Raw genomic sequence first — 16,578 nt, 5'->3', positions numbered from 1 at the left:
AAAGGAGAGACCCCATGCTGGGATTGATGCAGAACGAACCCTTGTTGATTTCCTCGTTGATCGAGTTTGCCGAGCGCCACCATGGCGACGCCGAAATCGTGTCGCGGCGGGTCGAGGGCGACATTCACCGCTACACCTACAAAGACGTGGCCGCGCGCGCCCGTCAGGTCGCCAATGCGCTCGATGCCATGAAGCTGCCGCAGGGGGATCGGGTGGCCACGCTGGCCTGGAACGGCTATCGCCATCTGGAGCTGTACTTTGGCGTGAGCGGCTCGGGCCGCGTGCTGCACACGCTGAACCCGCGCCTGGCGCCCGAGCAGATCGCCTGGATTGCCAACCACGCCGAAGACCAGGTGCTGTGCTTTGACACGACGTTCCTGCCGCTGGTGCAGGCGTTCCACGGCAAGTGCACCACGATCAAACAGTACGTTGCACTGTGCGATGCCGACAAGCTGCCCAAGGACAGCGGCATCCCGGGGCTGATCAGCTACGAGGCGTGGATTGGCGCGCAGTCATCCACCTACCACTGGCCCAGTTTCGATGAAAACACGGCCTCGAGCATGTGCTACACCAGCGGCACCACGGGCCACCCCAAGGCCGCGCTGTACAGCCACCGCTCCACCCTCCTGCATGCTTATGCCGCCGCGCTGCCGGACGTGATGTGCCTGTCCGCCCGCGACGCCATCCTGCCGGTCGTGCCGATGTTCCACGTCAACGCCTGGGGCATTCCGTACTCAGCCGCCATGACCGGCGCCAAGCTGGTGTTTCCGGGCCCGGCGATGGACGGCAAGTCGATCTACGAGTTGATGGAGAACGAAAAGGTCAGCTACGCCGCCGGCGTGCCGACGGTGTGGCAGATGCTGCTCACGCATATGAAGGCGGGTGGCTTGCGCTTCTCCACCCTCAAGCGCACCGTGATTGGCGGCTCGGCCTGCCCGCCGGCCATGATTGATACGTTCAATGAAGAATATGGCGTGGAGGTGTTGCACGCCTGGGGTATGACCGAAATGTCGCCGCTGGGCACGCTGTGCACGCTCAAGAACAAGCATCTGGATTTGCCCGCTGACGAGAAGATGAAGATCCGCCTCAAGCAGGGCCGCGCGATTTTTGGTGTCGACATGAAGATCGTCGACGCCGACGGCAAGGAATTGCCGTGGGACGGCGTGGCCTTTGGCGACCTGTACGTCAGGGGTCCCTGGGTGGTGCGCGAATACTTCAAGGGCGAGGGCGGCAACCCGCTGGTAAAGGATGAGAACGGCGTGGAATGGTTCCCCACGGGCGACGTCGCCACCATCGACGCCGACGGCTACATGCAGATCACCGACCGCAGCAAGGATGTGATCAAGTCCGGCGGCGAGTGGATCAGCTCGATCGACATCGAAAACATCGCGGTGGCGCACCCCGCTGTGGCGATGGCGGCCTGCATTGGCATCAGGCACCCCAAGTGGGACGAGCGCCCGATCGTGGTCGTGGTCAAAAAGCCCGGCATGGAAGTCACGGCGGCGGAGCTGCTCAAGTTTTACGAGGGCAAGACCGCCAAATGGCAGATGCCCGACGACGTGGTGTTCGTCGATGCCATCCCGCTGGGCGCCACCGGCAAGATGCTCAAAACGAAGCTGCGGGAAATACTCAAGGACTACAAGCTGCCGAATACCTGAGATTCAAAAGTGGCCGGCAAGTTCCACAGCAACGACAGTCACGCAGGCGATAGAACATAGGGCAATCCCTGTATGTTGCAGTGCACGAAACTGATTACGCTCACACGTTCTTACATCCACTCGGAGACATCTGATGAAGTTTGCTTTGAAACTTGTGGCCGCATCCGCAGTCATGGCTATGGCTGGCGCCGCTTTTGCGCAAAGCGGCCAGACGGTCAAGATTGCCATGATCGAGGGACTGTCCGGCCCCTTTGGCAACGTGGGGCAAAACCAGCTCAAGAGCTGGCAGTATGTCGCCAACTATTTCGCCGGCAGCCACAACCCGGCAGGTGTGACTTTCCAAATCAACCCCTTTGACTCGGGAGGCTCTCCACAGGGTGCCGTGACCCAGCTCAAGGCAGCCATTGATCAGGGCTATCGCTATGTGACTCAGGGTAACGGGTCGGGTGCAGCGCTGGCGCTGTCGGAAGCCGTGACCAAGTACAACGAGCGCAACCCCGGCAAGGAGGTCGTCTACTTCAACTATGCAGCAGTCTCGCCGCCCCTGACCAACGAGGACTGCAGCTTCTGGCATTTCCGCCTCGATGCCGACACCACCATGAAGATGGAGGCCCTGACCACCTTCATGAAAGACAAGCCGGAGGTCAAGAATGTGTACATGCTGGACCAGGACTACTCGCACGGCCACGAGGTGTCCAAGTACTTCCAGTTGGACATGAAGCGTAAGCGGCCAGACGTGAAAATTGTCGGTGACGACTATGTGCCAATCGGTAAGGTCAAGGACTTTTCGCCCTATGTGGCCAAGATCAAGGCGTCGGGTGCCGACGCCATCGTGACCGGCAACTGGGGTGCCGACTTGACGCTGTTTGTCAAGGCCCTGGGCGAAGCCGGTCTGAATCTGCCGATGTACACCTACTATGCCGGCGTCACCGGAACGCCGACGGCGCTCGCCGCCCTGGGCGACAAAACCCAGGTTTACGTGGTGGCCTACGGCTACTCCCAGACGACCGGCGATCTGGGCAAGGTTGTGGAGGGCTTCAAGAAAAAGTACAACGACGATTTCTACACATTTGCCATCTACAACGGTATCAAGCTGCTGGACGCCGCCATGCTGAAGGCCAAGTCGATCGATCCGGTCAAGGTGGCGTTTGCCCTGGAAGGCCTGCAGGTCCCGAGCTTCGCCGGGGACGTCACCATGCGCAAGTCGGACCACCAGTTGCAGCAGAGCCTGTTCATTACCAAGTGGGAAAAGGTGAGCAAGAAGTACCCCTACAGCAACGAGAACACGGGCTACACGTTTGCCCCGGTCAAGCAGTTCGAGCCGTACGTGTCAAGCACACCCACCAGCTGCCAGATGAAGCGCCCCAGCCAGGGCTAAGCCAGCAGCGGCGGGACGAGCCGGGATTGCAAATGCCGTCCCGGCTTTTTTATTTCTGATCTACTCTGCAACCACGGCCACTGACCAGACGGGGACTCCATGGAGTTTTACATCATCTCGATTTTGAACGGGCTGAGCTACGGGCTGCTCCTGTTCATGCTGAGCTCTGGGCTCACGCTGATCTTCAGCATGATGGGCGTGCTCAACTTTGCTCATGCCAGCTTCTACATGCTGGGTGCGTTTTTCGCCTACAGCACGACCCGGGTGATCGGTTTCTGGCCGGCCCTGATCATCTCGCCGCTGCTGGTGGGCCTGATCGGTGCGGCGTTTGAAAGGTACTGCCTGCGCCGGGTCCACAAGTTCGGGCATGTGCCCGAGCTGCTGCTCACGTTCGGGCTGAGCTACATCCTTGTGGAGCTGGTGCAACTGGTGTGGGGCCGCGGTCCGGTCGACTACCGGATTCCGCCCGCGCTCAGCGGCCCGTTGTTCACGTTGTATGGCTTGCAATTTCCGATGTATCGCGGCTTCATGATGCTGGTCGCGCTGTTGATGCTGCTCAGCATCTGGCTGCTGCTGACGCGCACCCGCATCGGCCTGGTGATCCAGGCCGCACTGACCCATCCGCAGGCGGTCGAATCGCTGGGCCACAACGTGCCGCGCGTCTTCATGCTGGTGTTTGGCGGTGGCGCGGCGCTGGCGGGGTTGGCCGGTGTGATTGGCGGCAACGCGTTTGTCACGGAGCCCGGCATGGCGGAAGCGGTTGGTTCGATTATTTTTGTGATTGTGGTGGTGGGCGGCATGGGCTCGCTGGCGGGGGCCTTCCTGGCGTCCCTGCTGATCGGCATCATCCAGACATTGGCGGTCGGCATAGACAGCTCCATGCTTGGAGGCGCCAGCATGCTGGGTCTGCACATCACGCCGGACACGTTCGGCTATGCGCTGTGGAGCATGCGGCTCAGCCAGGTGGCCCCGATCCTGCCCTACCTGTTGATGGTACTGATCCTGATCTTCCGGCCCAAGGGGCTCTTGGGTACACGGGAGGGCTGACCGCATGCGATCCAACGTCTATCAATTCAAACCGCTGAACGTCGGGCGATTCATCATCTGGTCAGGCTTTGCCCTGGCGCTGGTGGTGGCGCCACTGGTCTTTACGAGCAGCCTGAGCCAGACCATGCTGTGCCAGATGGGCGTGGCCATCATCGTCTGCCTGAGCTACAACATGCTGCTCGGGCAGGGCGGCATGCTCAGTTTCGGCCATGCCGTGCACTCGGGGCTGGGCGCCTTCCTGGCCATCCAGGTGCTCACCCTCGTGGATGCCGGCACACTGCATTTGCCCGTCAGCCTGATTCCGCTGGTCGGTGGCTTGGGCGGCCTGGCCTTTGCGGTGCTGCTGGGTTGGGTGACCACCAAAAAGTCCGGCACGACGTTTGCCATGATCACGCTGGGGATCGGCGAGCTGGTGGCGGCGATGTCGCTGATGTTTCCGGGTGTGTTTGGCGGCGAGGGTGGCATCTCGGGTGACCGTGTCGCGGGCCTGCATCCGCTGGGCATCACATTTGGTCCGCAAATTCAGCTGTACTACCTGATCGCGATCTACACCTTTATTTGCACGGGGTTGATGTTCGCCTTTACCGGCACGCCGCTGGGCCGCATGCTCAACGCCGTGCGCGACAACCCCGAGCGGGTGGAATTCGTGGGCTACGACACGCAGAAGGTGCGCTACTTCGCCTTTCTCATCGCCGGCTTCTTTGCCGGCATTTCAGGCGGACTGGCGGCCTTGAACTTCGAACTGGTAACGTCCGAGGTGGTCAGCAGCTACCGTTCGGGCGCGTATTTGCTATTCACCTTCCTGGGTGGGGCCACATTCTTCTTCGGCCCCATCATTGGCGGCATTCTGATGGTACTGGCGACCGTGGTGCTTAGCGAGTTGACCAGGGCCTGGCTGCTGTACCTGGGACTGGTGTTCCTGTTCATGGTGATGTATGCCCCCGGCGGCATTGCCAGCCTGATCATGATGAACGTGCGCGTCGCCTCCTTTGGCAAGCTGCGGCCATTGCTGCTGCATTACCTGGCGCTGGCGGCGACGGCGTTTGTCGTGCTGGTCGGCGCTGCCGCCCTGATCGAAATGGTGTACCACGTGCAACTAAACGCCGGCCAGGGTTCGGGCGTGCCATTCATGGGGCTCACGCTCGATTCCAGCTCGCTAGCCAGTTGGCTCGGCGCGGGCTTCGTGATGGGGGTGGGTATCGTTCTGTTCGAGTTCACCCGTCGGCAATTTGCCCGCAAATGGAGCGCCGTACAGGAGTACATCGAAAAAGAAACCAAGCGCCGGGAGGCCCTATGAGCTTCGCACTCGAATTGAAAGACCTGCGCAAGAGTTTTGGCAAGACCGAAATCATCCGCGGCGTGAATCTGGCCGTGACGGCTGGCGAGCGCGTGGCCATCATCGGGCCGAACGGTGCCGGCAAATCCACACTGTTCAACCTGATCAGCGGCCGCTTCGAGCCCACCAGCGGCGATGTGCTGCTGAACGGCCACCGCATCAACGGCAAGCGGCCGTTCGAGATCAACCGCCTGGGCCTGTCACGCAGCTTCCAGATCACCAACATCTTTCCCAAGCTCAGCGTGTTCGAGAACCTGCGCTGCGGCGTGCTCTGGAGTCTGGGCTACAAATACACTTTCCTCAAGTTCCTGGCGAATCTGGATGACGCCAACGAGCGCGCCGATGCCTTGATGAAAATGATCCGGCTCGACAGGAAACGGGATGTGCTGGCCATCAACCTGACGTATGCCGAGCAGCGCGCGCTGGAGATCGGCGTGACCATCGCGGGCGGCGCCAATGTGATCCTGCTGGACGAACCCACGGCGGGCATGAGCAAATCGGAGACCGCGCGTTTTATCGGACTGATCAAGGAAGTCACCGCTGGCAAGACCCTGCTGACGGTGGAGCATGACATGGGCGTGGTGTTCGGCCTGGCCGACAAGATCGCCGTGGTGGTGTATGGCGAGGTCCTGGCCTTCGACGTGCCCGAGGCGGTGCGTGCCAACCAGCGCGTGCAGGAGGCCTACCTGGGCTCCTCGGTGGCAGACCAGCAGGCGGGAGGGCATTGATGGTGCCCCCACACTCATCACTTCGTGTAATCGCTGCCCCCCAAGGGGGCGCAAGCCTCCCTTGGGGCGGCCCGGCGGGAGTCCAGACATGCTAAAAATCGATAACCTGCATGCCTTCTACGGCAAGAGCCATGTGCTGCACGGCGTCTCGTTCGAAGTCCACCCCGGCGAAATCGTGGCGCTGCTGGGGCGCAACGGCTCGGGGCGTTCCACCACGGCCAAGGCCATCATGGGCCTGGTGCATTGCGAAGGCTCGCTGCGCTGGAAAGACCAGGAGACCTTGGGTAAAAAGGCCTACGAGATCGCTCATTCAGGCATTGGCTATGTGCCCGAGAGCCGCGACATCTTTCCCCGGTTGACGGTGCAGCAGAACCTGCTGCTGGGTCAAAAAGGCAAGGGCAAGGGCAGTCGCTGGTCGTTCGACGACATGTACCGGATGTTTCCGCGCCTGAAGGAGCGCCAGAACACCGAGGCCGGCGTGTTGTCGGGCGGCGAGCAGCAGATGCTGACCCTGTGCCGCACGCTGATGGGCGACCCGGACCTGATCATCATCGACGAGCCCACCGAAGGTCTGGCGCCCAAGATCGTCGAGCTGGTCGGGGAGTACCTCAAGACGCTCAAGGAGCGTGGTATTTCCGTTTTGCTGATCGAGCAGAAGCTGACCATCGCCATGGCGATTTCCGATCGCGCACTGGTGATGGGGCATGGCAGCATCGTGTTCCAGGGCACGCCCGCCACGCTGCGGGCCAACAACGATATCCGCAAGGAATGGCTGGAAGTTTGAGTTGCGCGTAAGCTTGTCCCTGCCGGGACAATGAAGCGTTGCGGTGCAACATAAAGCTTCTAGAATCAAAAGCGAACGTTCGTTCTTTTTCTTCTTTTAAGGAACACCAGCATGACGGCAGAATACAAAGTTCACGGCGATGTTGCCGTGATCACCCTGAACAATCCCCCGGTCAATGGCCTGGGGCATGCAACCCGGCTCGGCATCACCGATGGCCTGTCCAAAGCCAATGACGATGCAGCCGTCAAGGCCATCGTCATTACCGGCGCGGGCAAGGCCTTTTCGGGCGGCGCCGACATCAATGAATTCGGCACGCCCAAGGCCTTGCAGGAACCCAATCTGCTGAGCGTGATCCTGGCCGTCGAGAACTCGTCCAAGCCGGTGGTGGCCGCAGTCCATTCGGTGGCTATGGGCGGCGGGCTGGAACTCGCGCTGGGCTGCCACTACCGCATCGCCGCACCGGGCTGCAACGTGGCCTTGCCCGAAGTCAAGCTCGGCCTGATTCCCGGTGCCGGCGGCACGCAGCGCCTGCCGCGTGTCCTCGGCGTGGAAACGGCCCTCAACATGATCGTGAGCGGCGAGCCCGTCAAGAGCGAGATGCTGGCCTCGCTGCCAGGTCAGAAGCTGTTCGACAAGATGGCCGCCTCGGCTGAATCGCTGCCGGAAGAGGCGCTGGCCTATGCCCGCTCCGTCGCCAGCGCGCGTCCGCTGCCGCTGGTGCGCAACCTGCCGTGCAAGCACCCGCTGGGCGATGCCTACTTCCAGTTTGCCCGCAACATGGTCAAGGGCATGGCGAAGAACTTCCCGGCACCCGGCAAATGCGTCGATGCGGTCGAAGTGGCCACCAGGCAGAAATTCGATGCCGGCATGCTGGCGGAACGCGAGATCTTCATCAACCTGATGTGGACCCCCGAATGCCGCGCACTGCGTCACGTCTTCATGGCCGAGCGGGCCGCCTCGAAAATCCCCGATGTCCCTGCCGATACACCGCAACGCGCTATCAAATCAATAGCGGTCATCGGTGCCGGCACCATGGGCGGCGGCATCTCCATGAACTTCCTCAACGCCGGCATCCCGGTGAAGATGCTGGAGATGAAGCAGGAAGCGCTGGACCGCGGCATCGCCACGATCCGCAAGAACTACGAATCCCAGGTCAAGCGCGGCAAACTCAAACAAGACAAGTACGAGCAGCGCATGGCCTTGCTCTCCGCCACGCTCGACTACAACGACCTCAAGGACGCCGACATGGTGATCGAGGCCGTGTTCGAGGAAATGAGTGTCAAGCAAAAGGTGTTCGAGAAGCTCGACGAAGTGATGAAGCCCGGCGCGATCCTGGCCTCCAACACCTCCACGCTCGACGTGAACAAGATCGCCGCATTCACCAAGCGTCCGCAAGACGTGATCGGCACCCACTTCTTCAGCCCGGCCAACGTCATGAAGCTGTTAGAGGTGGTGCGCGGCGCGAAGACGGGCAAGGACGTGCTGGCTACGGTCATGGCACTCGGCAAGAAGATCAAGAAAACCTCGGTGGTTTCCGGTGTCTGCGACGGCTTCATCGGCAACCGCATGATCGAGCAGTACGGCCGCCAGGGCGGCTTTTTGCTGGACGAAGGCTGCACGCCCTCGCAGGTGGACAAGGCCATCGAGAAGTTCGGCTTTGCCATGGGTCCGTTCCGCATGGGCGACCTGGCCGGCAACGATATTGGCTGGGCCATCCGCAAGCGCCGCTACACGGAAAAGCCCGACATGAAGTACAGCAAAACGGCCGACCTGCTCTGCGAGCTGGGCCGCTTCGGGCAAAAAACCGGCGCCGGCTGGTACGACTACCAGGCCGGTAAGCGCGATGCCATTCCGAGCAAGCTGGTGGAAGACATGATTGCCGAGCACCGCAAGTCGCTGGGCATCACGCCGCGCAAGATTTCCGACGAGGAAATCGTGCAGCGTCTGGTGTACTCGCTCGTCAACGAGGCCGCCCGCATTCTCGAAGAAGGCATTGCGTCCAGGGCCAGCGACATCGACATGGTCTACCTCACCGGTTACGGTTTCCCGCTCTGGCGCGGTGGCCCGATGCTGTACGCCGACCAGGTCGGCCTGTTCAACGTGGTGCAGGCCATGCACCGCTTCGCCCGGAACCCGCTGGACGACGCCAAGTTCTGGCAACCCGCGCCGCTGCTGGCCAAGCTGGTTGCCGAAGGCAAGACGTTTAATCAATAAGGACCATCATGACCTCAGCCGTAATCGTCTCCACCGCCCGCACGCCCCTCGCCAAGAGCTGGAAGGGTTCCTTCAACATGACGCACGGTGCCACGCTGGGTGGCCATGCCGTGCAGCACGCCATCGCGCGCGCCGGCATCGAGCCCGCCGAAGTCGAAGACGTGATCATGGGCTGCGCCAACCCCGAGGGCGCGACCGGTGCCAACATCGCGCGCCAGATCGCGCTGCGCGCGGGTTGCCCAGTGACGGTATCGGGTGCCACCGTGAACCGCTTTTGCTCGTCCGGACTGCAGACCATTGCCCTGGCGGCGCAGCGCATCATCGCGGGCGAAGCCGACGTGTTCGTGGCCGGTGGCGTGGAGAGCATCTCGTGCGTGCAAAACGAGATGAACAAACACATGCTGGCCGACCCGTGGCTGGTGAAGAACAAGCCCGAGATCTACTGGAACATGCTGCAAACGGCCGAGCAAGTCGCCAAGCGCTACAACATCAGCCGCGACGCCATGGACGAGTACGGCGCCATCAGCCAGCAAAAGGCCACGGAGGCGCTGGCGGCAGGTCTGTTCACGGCCGAAATCGCGCCTATCACCGTCACGATGGGCGTGGCGGACCCGGTGATGGGCCTGCGCAGCAAGGAAGTCACCGTCACCAATGACGAAGGCATCCGCGCCGGCACGACCAAGGAAGGCATCAGCGGCATCAAGCCTGCGATTCCCGGCGGCGTGATCGCGGCCGGTAACGCCAGCCAGTTCTCCGACGGCGGCGGCGCCTGTGTGCTGATGAATGAAACCCTGGCCGAGAAAAAAGGCCTCAAGCCGCTGGGGCGTTTCCTTGGCTTTGCCGTGGCCGGCTGCGAGCCCGACGAGATGGGCATCGGCCCGGTCTTCGCGATCCCCAAGGTGCTGGCGCGTCTGGGCCTGAAGATTGGCGACATCGACCTGTGGGAGCTGAACGAGGCGTTCGCCGTGCAGGTGATCTACTGCCGCGACAAGCTCGGCATTCCGAACGAGCGGCTGAATGTCAATGGCGGCGCCATCGCTGTCGGCCATCCTTACGGCGTGACCGGCCAGCGCCTGACCGGCCACGCGCTGATCGAAGGCAAGCGCCGCGGGGCCAAGCGCGTGTGCGTGACCATGTGCATTGGCGGCGGCATGGGCGCTGCAGGTGTTTTCGAGGTGCTGTGAGGCGCGGCGCTCCTGGTTTTATAGCTGCCGGCGCAGGTAGATACTGGGCTGGCGGCAGTTTTCATTCGAAATACCATGGCCCTTCGTCCCACCCTCGACTTCCTGCTTTATGACTGGCTCGACGCGCCGTCGCTGCAGCAACGCGAGCGTTTTGCCGATCATTCGCGCGAAACCTTTGATGCCGTGCTCGACACCTGCGAGCGCATCGCACGCGAAAAATACGCGCCGTTCAACCGCACCGTGGACACCCAGGAGCCGCAGTTTGACGGCGAGAAGGTGGTCCTGCCCCAGGCCACGCACGATGCGCACAAGGCCTTTGTCGAATCCGGCATGCTCAGTGCCGCGCAGGACTACGACATCGGCGGCATGCAGTTGCCCTACACGCTGCAGGCGGCCGCCAACAGCTTCTTTGCGATGGCCTCGGTGAGCATCGGCTCGAACATGCTGACCAGCGGCAACGCGAATCTGCTGATGGTGCACGGCACCGAGATGCAAAAAGACGTGTTCGCCAGGAACGAGTTCTCGGGCCGCTGGGCCGGCACCATGTGCCTGTCCGAGCCGCAGGCCGGCTCCAGCCTGAGCGATGTCGCGACGCGGGCCGTGCCGGATGGCCCCGACTTCCAAAGTGACCCGCTGGGACCGCGCTACCGCCTGACCGGCAACAAGATGTGGATCTCTTCAGGCGACCATGAGCTGACCGAGAACATCGTGCACATCGTGCTCGCCAAGATCCCCGACGAGAACGGCAAGCTGATTCCCGGCACGCGCGGCATCTCGCTGTTCATCGTGCCGAAAAAGATGGTCGATTCCAAAGGCCAGTTGACCGGCGAGCGCAACGACGTGGCGCTGGCGGGCCTGAACCACAAGCTGGGCTGGCGCGGCACCACCAACACGCTGCTCAACTTCGGCGAAGGCAAGTACCAGCCGCAGGGCAAGGGCGGCGCCATCGGCTACCTGGTTGGCCAGCCTGGCAAGGGCCTGCACTGCATGTTCCACATGATGAACGAGGCACGTATCGGCGTCGGCCTGGCGGCCACCATGCTGGGCATGGCGGGCTATCAGGCATCGCTGGAGTATGCGAAAAACCGGCCGCAGGGCCGGCCCGTGGGCCCGGGCGGCAAGGATGCGGCTAAGGCGCAAATCCGCATCATCGAACACGCCGACGTCCGGCGCATGCTGCTGGCACAAAAATCGTACTGCGAAGGCGCGCTGGCGCTGGAGCTGTACTGCGCGCGCCTGGTGGACGAGCAGCGCACCGGAACTGCGCAGGCGGCCGACGAGGCGCGCCTGCTGCTCGAAGTGCTGACCCCGATCGCCAAGAGCTGGCCCAGCGAATGGTGCCTGGAGGCCAACTCACTGGCGATCCAGGTGCACGGCGGCTATGGCTACACGCGCGATTTCCCGGTCGAGCAGTACTGGCGCGACAACCGCCTGAACATGATCCACGAGGGCACGCACGGCATCCAGGGCATGGACCTGCTGGGGCGCAAGGTGCTGATGGAGGAGGGCCGCGGCCTGCAATTGCTGGCCGCGCGCATCAAAGCTACCCGCGAGCGCGCCGCGCAGGTACCTGAGCTGGCGCAGCATGCCCAAGCATTGGGGCAAGCGTTGCAGCAGGTCACGAGCGCCACCCAGGCCGCGTGGGCCACCGGCCAGCCCACCGACGCGCTGGCCAATGCCGTGCCCTACATGCAGGCCTTTGGCCACACGGTGCTGGCCTGGATCTGGCTGGACGTGGCGCTCGCGGCGCTGCGCGCGGATGCTACCAAATCAGTAGCTTCAACTGCGGGCCAGTTGGGGGCTGCAAGGTATTTTTATCATTATGAGCTGCCCAAGATCGGGGCCTGGCTGAATGTCGTCGAAAGCCGTGACCTGACCTGCGCCAGCCTGCCCGAAGATGCATTCTGATGGGGCTTTTCAAGGAGTCCGGCGCGACCGCGTCCTCCAGGAGCATTGCGCGTTTGCAGGCGCTGATCTGGGTGTTGATCTACGGCGGCCTCTTGACGCTGGTGCTGGGCGTGTTCACCCGACGCGGCGCCGGTCCGCTGGGCTGGTCGCTGATGGTTGTCGGCGCGCTCGTGGCGGCGGTGGGCGTCGTCCTGATTTACGTCCGCTCACGTTTGAAAGAAGACCGATGATGCCAGTGCACTTACATTTCATTTTTAGCCATTGAACACACGCTGGAGACCCACATGACTCGCACCATTCAACAACTGTTCGATCTCAAGGGCAAAACTGCCCTCGTCACCGGAGGCTCGCGCGGCCTGGGCCTGCAAATGGCGTTTGCGCTAGGCGAGGCCGGCGCGCGAATCATGCTGAGCTCGCGCAAGGCCGAAGACCTCGAAGTGGCCGTGGCCGACCTGCAGGCCGCCGGCATCGACGCACGCTGGATCGCCGCCGACTGCGCCAAGGAAGCCGACATCCGCCGCCTGGGCGACGAGACCCTGCAGCGCATGGGCGCCGTCGACATCCTGGTCAACAACGCGGGCGCCGCCTGGGGCGCGCCGGCCGAAGACCACCCGGTGGAGGCCTGGGACAAGGTGATGAACCTGAACATCCGCGGCTACTTCATCCTGAGCCAGCACGTCGCCAAGACCAGCATGATCCCGCGCAAGTCAGGCCGCATCATCAACCTGGCCTCGATCGCCGGCCTGGGCGGCAACCCGCCCGAGATGCAGACCATTGCCTACAACACCTCCAAGGGTGCCGTGATCAACTTCACGCGCGCGCTGGGCGCCGAATGGGGCAAGTACAACATCACCGTCAATGCCATCTGCCCGGGCTTCTTCCCGAGCAAGATGACGCAGGGCACGCTCAAGGCAATGGGCGAGGAGAAACTGGCGGCCCACGCGCCGCTGCACCGCCTGGGCGACGACGAAGACCTGAAGGGCCTGACGGTGCTGTATGCGTCGGATGCCGGCAAGCACATCACCGGCCAGTGGCTGGCGGTCGATGGCGGCGTATCGATCGTGACCGGTGGCTGATTGATGGCTGAGCAGGAGCAGCGGATGAAATTCGGCGTCGAGATCCCGTTCGTCAACCACCTCGGCTTCGAGCTGGCGCTGTTCGACGGCGGCTATTCCGAACTGCACTACGAGGCGCGGCCCGAACACCTCAATTCGTTCTCCGTCACGCACGGCGGCGCCAGCATGACCCTGCTGGATGTGGCCATGGCGGTGGCCGCCCGCAGCGTGCAAAAAGACATGGGCGTGGTCACCATCGAGATGAAAACCAGCTTCATGCAACCGGCGCGCGGCCCGCTCACGGCGAAAGGCCACCTGATGCACCGCACCGCCACCATGGCGTTCACCGAGGGCACGATTTACGACCGGGAGGGGCGCATCTGTGCCCATGCCACCGGGACGTTCAAGTATGTCAAGCGCCTGCCCGTCGGGGCCAAGGGCAGTCATCCGTTGAGCGTGATTTCCACCGACTGATCAACACTATTTATAGAAAATAGTGCTGTAGCCCTTTACCCACGGGCGCAGTCAGCTCTTATTTTTGTAGTACCCCAAATAACCCACCAGGAGCGTTCCATGCCGCACAACAAGCAGATTCTTCTCGACAACCGTCCCACCGGCGAAGCCGTCGCCAGCAATTTCAAGCTCGTCAGCAGCGAGACCCCTGCGCTGCAGGACGGCCAGGTGCTGGTGCGCCACCACTACCTGAGCCTGGATCCGTACATGCGCGGGCGCATGAACGACAGCAAGAGCTACGCGGCGCCGCAGCCGCTGGGCCAGGTGATGCAGGGCGGCACCGCCGGCGAGGTGGTGGAATCGAAAAATGCCAAATTTTCCTTGGGCGACAAGGTGGTCGGCTTTGGCGGCTGGCAAGAATACAGCGTGGTCGATGCCGGCCAGGTCGGCATGCTGCGCAAGGTGGACACGGCACACATTCCACTGAGCGCCTATCTCGGCGCGGTCGGCATGCCGGGCGTCACCGCCTGGTACGGTTTGATGAAAATTTGCGAGCCCAAGCCCGGCGAAACCGTGGTGGTGAGCGCTGCCAGCGGCGCCGTGGGCAGCGTGGTCGGCCAGCTGGCCAAGGCGCGCGGCTGCCGTGCCGTGGGCATCGCCGGCGGCAAGGACAAGTGCGATTACGTGGTGCAGGAACTGGGCTTCGATGCCTGCGTGGACTACAAGGCGCACAAGGACCCGAAATCCCTGTATGCGGCGCTCAAGGATGCCACGCCGAACGGGGTTGACGGGTATTTTGAAAACGTCGGAGGCGTCATCATGGACACCGTGCTGGCGCGCATGAACGCCTTTGGCCGCATCGCCCTGTGCGGCATGATCGCCGGCTACGACGGTCAGCCCCTGCCACTGACCACGCCGCAACTGATCCTGACGAATCGGCTCAAAGTGCAAGGCTTTATCGTGAGCGAGCACATGGAACACTGGCCCGCGGCGCTGACCGAACTCGGCACCCTGGTGGCGACCGGCAAGCTCAAGTTCCGCGAATCCGTGGCGCAGGGCATCGAAGCCGCGCCCGAGGCCTTCCTGGGTCTGCTCAAGGGCAGGAATTTTGGCAAGCAGCTGGTCAAACTGATCTAGGGCCAGCGAAAAAGGAGGGCGCCATGGACACTACGCACGAGGTCTTCAACCAGAGCACGCCGCTGGTGAACTACAACCCGTTCAGCGGCAACCAGGCGATGCGCGATGCGCTGGCGTTCAATGCGCCCACACTCGATACCGCCCCGCTGCAGGCGCTGGGCGCGCAATGCGGGTCTGCCGCCATGCAGACGCACGCGCGGCTGGCGAATGTGCATGCGCCCGAGTTGCACACGCACGACCGCTTTGGGCGGCGCCTCGATGAGGTGGAGTTCCACCCGAGCTACCACGCGCTCATGGCGGCGGCGGTGGGCGCGGGGTTGCACGGCTCGCCGTGGGCGGAAGGCGCTGACGCCAAAGGACATGCGCATGTGCGGCGAGCCGCCGGCTTCATGCTGTTCACCGAGCTGGAACCCTCCATCCTGTGTCCGATCTCGATGACCTACGCCGTCACGCCCGCCTTGCGCAGCAACGCGGCAATCTACGCCGACTGGGGCTCCAAACTTGCCAGCCGCGCCTACGACCCGGCACCGAAGCTGTGGCGCGACAAGCCCGGCCTGACCATGGGCATGGGCATGACGGAGAAGCAGGGTGGCTCCGACGTGCGCGCCAACACGACGCGAGCCGTGCTGGAGGGCACGGACGCCTGGGGCCAGCGCTTTGCAGTGACCGGCCATAAATGGTTTTTCTCGGCGCCGATGTGCGATGCCTTCCTGATCCTGGCGCAAACCACGAGCGGCCTGTCCTGTCTGTTCCTGCCGCGCGTGCTGCCGGACGGCAGTCGCAACAACATCCAGATCCAGCGCCTGAAGGACAAGCTCGGCAACAAGGCCAATGCCAGCTCGGAAGTGGAGTTCCAGCAGGCCAGCGCCTGGTTGGTGGGCGAGGAGGGGCGTGGCGTGCCGCAAATCCTGGCCATGGGCAGCATGACGCGGCTGGACTGCGCGCTGGGCACCAGCGGCCTGATGCGCCAGGCGCTGAGCATCGCACTGCACCACACGGCGCAGCGCCAGGCCTTTGGCAAGCCGCTGATCGAGCAGCCGCTGATGCGCAACGTGCTGGCTGACCTGGCGCTGGAGAGTGAAGCGGCCACCGCACTGGCGCTGCGGCTGGCGCGCTCGTTCGACAAATCGGGGGACGCGCACGAGCAGGCCATGGCGCGCCTGCTCACGCCCGTTGCCAAGTTCTGGATCTGCAAACGCGGCAGCCCTTTTGCGCAGGAAGCCATGGAATGCCTGGGCGGCAACGGCTATGTGGAGGAGGGTGGCGAAGGCATCATGGCCCGCATCTACCGCGAGATGCCGGTCAACTCGATCTGGGAGGGCGCGGGCAACATCATGGCCATCGACCTGCTGCGCGCGTTGCGCAAGGCCGATGCTGTGGCCGCGCTGGCACAGGAACTGGCACCCGCCAGGGGCGCGCATGCGGCGCTGGATCGCCTGGCCGCGGCGCTGCCCACGCGCGTCGAACAGATGGCGAGTGAGGTCGAAGCGCGCCGCCTCGCGCAGGATGTGGCGCTGGCCGTGCAGGCGGCGCTGCTGTACCAGAGCGCACCTGCCGCCGTGTTCAGCGCGTTTTGCGATTCGCGCCTGGATGGCAACTGGGGCCAGACCTTTGGCACGCTGGGTGCGGCCACGGATTTTGACGCGATCATCGCGCGCGCGATGCCCACCTGAAACTTGCGCCAACTCTCAAGAGA

At 63.1% G+C, this 16,578-nt stretch carries 14 protein-coding genes; all 14 read left to right on the top strand.

Annotated elements, in window-relative coordinates:
* The first annotated feature begins 14 nt into the window (after positions 1–14).
* The 14 genes from EUB48_RS10525 to EUB48_RS10460 all read left to right on the top strand — a co-directional run bounded on the left by EUB48_RS10525 (position 15) and on the right by EUB48_RS10460 (position 16,555).
* Complete coding sequence (locus EUB48_RS10525; protein ID WP_142818930.1) at positions 15–1,658, top strand: 3-(methylthio)propionyl-CoA ligase; 1,644 nt, start codon at positions 15–17, stop codon at positions 1,656–1,658.
* A 133-nt stretch (positions 1,659–1,791) separates the two neighbouring features.
* Complete coding sequence (locus EUB48_RS10520; protein ID WP_142818928.1) at positions 1,792–3,036, top strand: branched-chain amino acid ABC transporter substrate-binding protein; 1,245 nt, start codon at positions 1,792–1,794, stop codon at positions 3,034–3,036.
* 99 nt (positions 3,037–3,135) lie between these two features.
* Positions 3,136–4,083, top strand: a complete 948-nt coding sequence (locus EUB48_RS10515; protein WP_142818926.1) for a branched-chain amino acid ABC transporter permease — start codon at positions 3,136–3,138, stop codon at positions 4,081–4,083.
* A 4-nt stretch (positions 4,084–4,087) separates the two neighbouring features.
* On the top strand, positions 4,088–5,380 hold the full coding sequence (locus tag EUB48_RS10510; protein WP_142818924.1) for a branched-chain amino acid ABC transporter permease: 1,293 nt from the start codon (positions 4,088–4,090) through the stop codon (positions 5,378–5,380).
* Positions 5,377–6,147, top strand: a complete 771-nt coding sequence (locus EUB48_RS10505) for an ABC transporter ATP-binding protein (RefSeq protein WP_077561011.1) — start codon at positions 5,377–5,379, stop codon at positions 6,145–6,147. The genes EUB48_RS10510 and EUB48_RS10505 overlap by 4 nt, the downstream gene beginning before the upstream one ends.
* 88 nt (positions 6,148–6,235) lie before the next feature.
* On the top strand, positions 6,236–6,931 hold the full coding sequence (locus EUB48_RS10500; protein WP_142818922.1) for an ABC transporter ATP-binding protein: 696 nt from the start codon (positions 6,236–6,238) through the stop codon (positions 6,929–6,931).
* Between the two features lie 111 nt (positions 6,932–7,042).
* The gene (locus tag EUB48_RS10495) at positions 7,043–9,145 is read left to right on the top strand and encodes a 3-hydroxyacyl-CoA dehydrogenase NAD-binding domain-containing protein (RefSeq protein ID WP_142818920.1); all 2,103 of its coding nucleotides are present in this window, start codon (positions 7,043–7,045) and stop codon (positions 9,143–9,145) included.
* Positions 9,146–9,153: 8 nt separating this feature from the next.
* On the top strand, positions 9,154–10,329 hold the full coding sequence (locus tag EUB48_RS10490; RefSeq protein WP_142818918.1) for an acetyl-CoA C-acyltransferase: 1,176 nt from the start codon (positions 9,154–9,156) through the stop codon (positions 10,327–10,329).
* A gap of 75 nt (positions 10,330–10,404) precedes the next feature.
* Complete coding sequence (locus EUB48_RS10485) at positions 10,405–12,237, top strand: acyl-CoA dehydrogenase (protein ID WP_142818916.1); 1,833 nt, start codon at positions 10,405–10,407, stop codon at positions 12,235–12,237.
* Positions 12,237–12,467, top strand: a complete 231-nt coding sequence (locus tag EUB48_RS10480; protein ID WP_142818914.1) for a hypothetical protein — start codon at positions 12,237–12,239, stop codon at positions 12,465–12,467. The genes EUB48_RS10485 and EUB48_RS10480 overlap by 1 nt, the downstream gene beginning before the upstream one ends.
* A 54-nt stretch (positions 12,468–12,521) precedes the next feature.
* Positions 12,522–13,313 (top strand): SDR family oxidoreductase, encoded by a 792-nt coding sequence (locus tag EUB48_RS10475; RefSeq protein ID WP_142818912.1) that lies wholly within the window; start codon positions 12,522–12,524, stop codon positions 13,311–13,313.
* Between the two features lie 24 nt (positions 13,314–13,337).
* Positions 13,338–13,766, top strand: a complete 429-nt coding sequence (locus tag EUB48_RS10470; protein WP_142818910.1) for a PaaI family thioesterase — start codon at positions 13,338–13,340, stop codon at positions 13,764–13,766.
* Positions 13,767–13,865: 99 nt separating this feature from the next.
* Positions 13,866–14,882, top strand: coding sequence for an NADP-dependent oxidoreductase (locus EUB48_RS10465; protein WP_142818908.1), 1,017 nt, complete (start codon positions 13,866–13,868; stop codon positions 14,880–14,882).
* A gap of 23 nt (positions 14,883–14,905) precedes the next feature.
* Positions 14,906–16,555: an isovaleryl-CoA dehydrogenase gene (locus EUB48_RS10460; RefSeq protein ID WP_142818906.1), complete on the top strand. Its 1,650-nt coding sequence runs from the start codon at positions 14,906–14,908 to the stop codon at positions 16,553–16,555.
* Positions 16,556–16,578: the final 23 nt, after the last annotated feature.

The organism is Rhodoferax sediminis (assembly GCF_006970865.1).
GTDB classification, from domain to species: Bacteria; Pseudomonadota; Gammaproteobacteria; order Burkholderiales; family Burkholderiaceae_C; genus Rhodoferax_A; species Rhodoferax_A sediminis.
The sequence above is the reverse complement of the archived record's forward strand: the minus strand, read 5'-3'. Positions and strand labels throughout refer to the sequence as shown.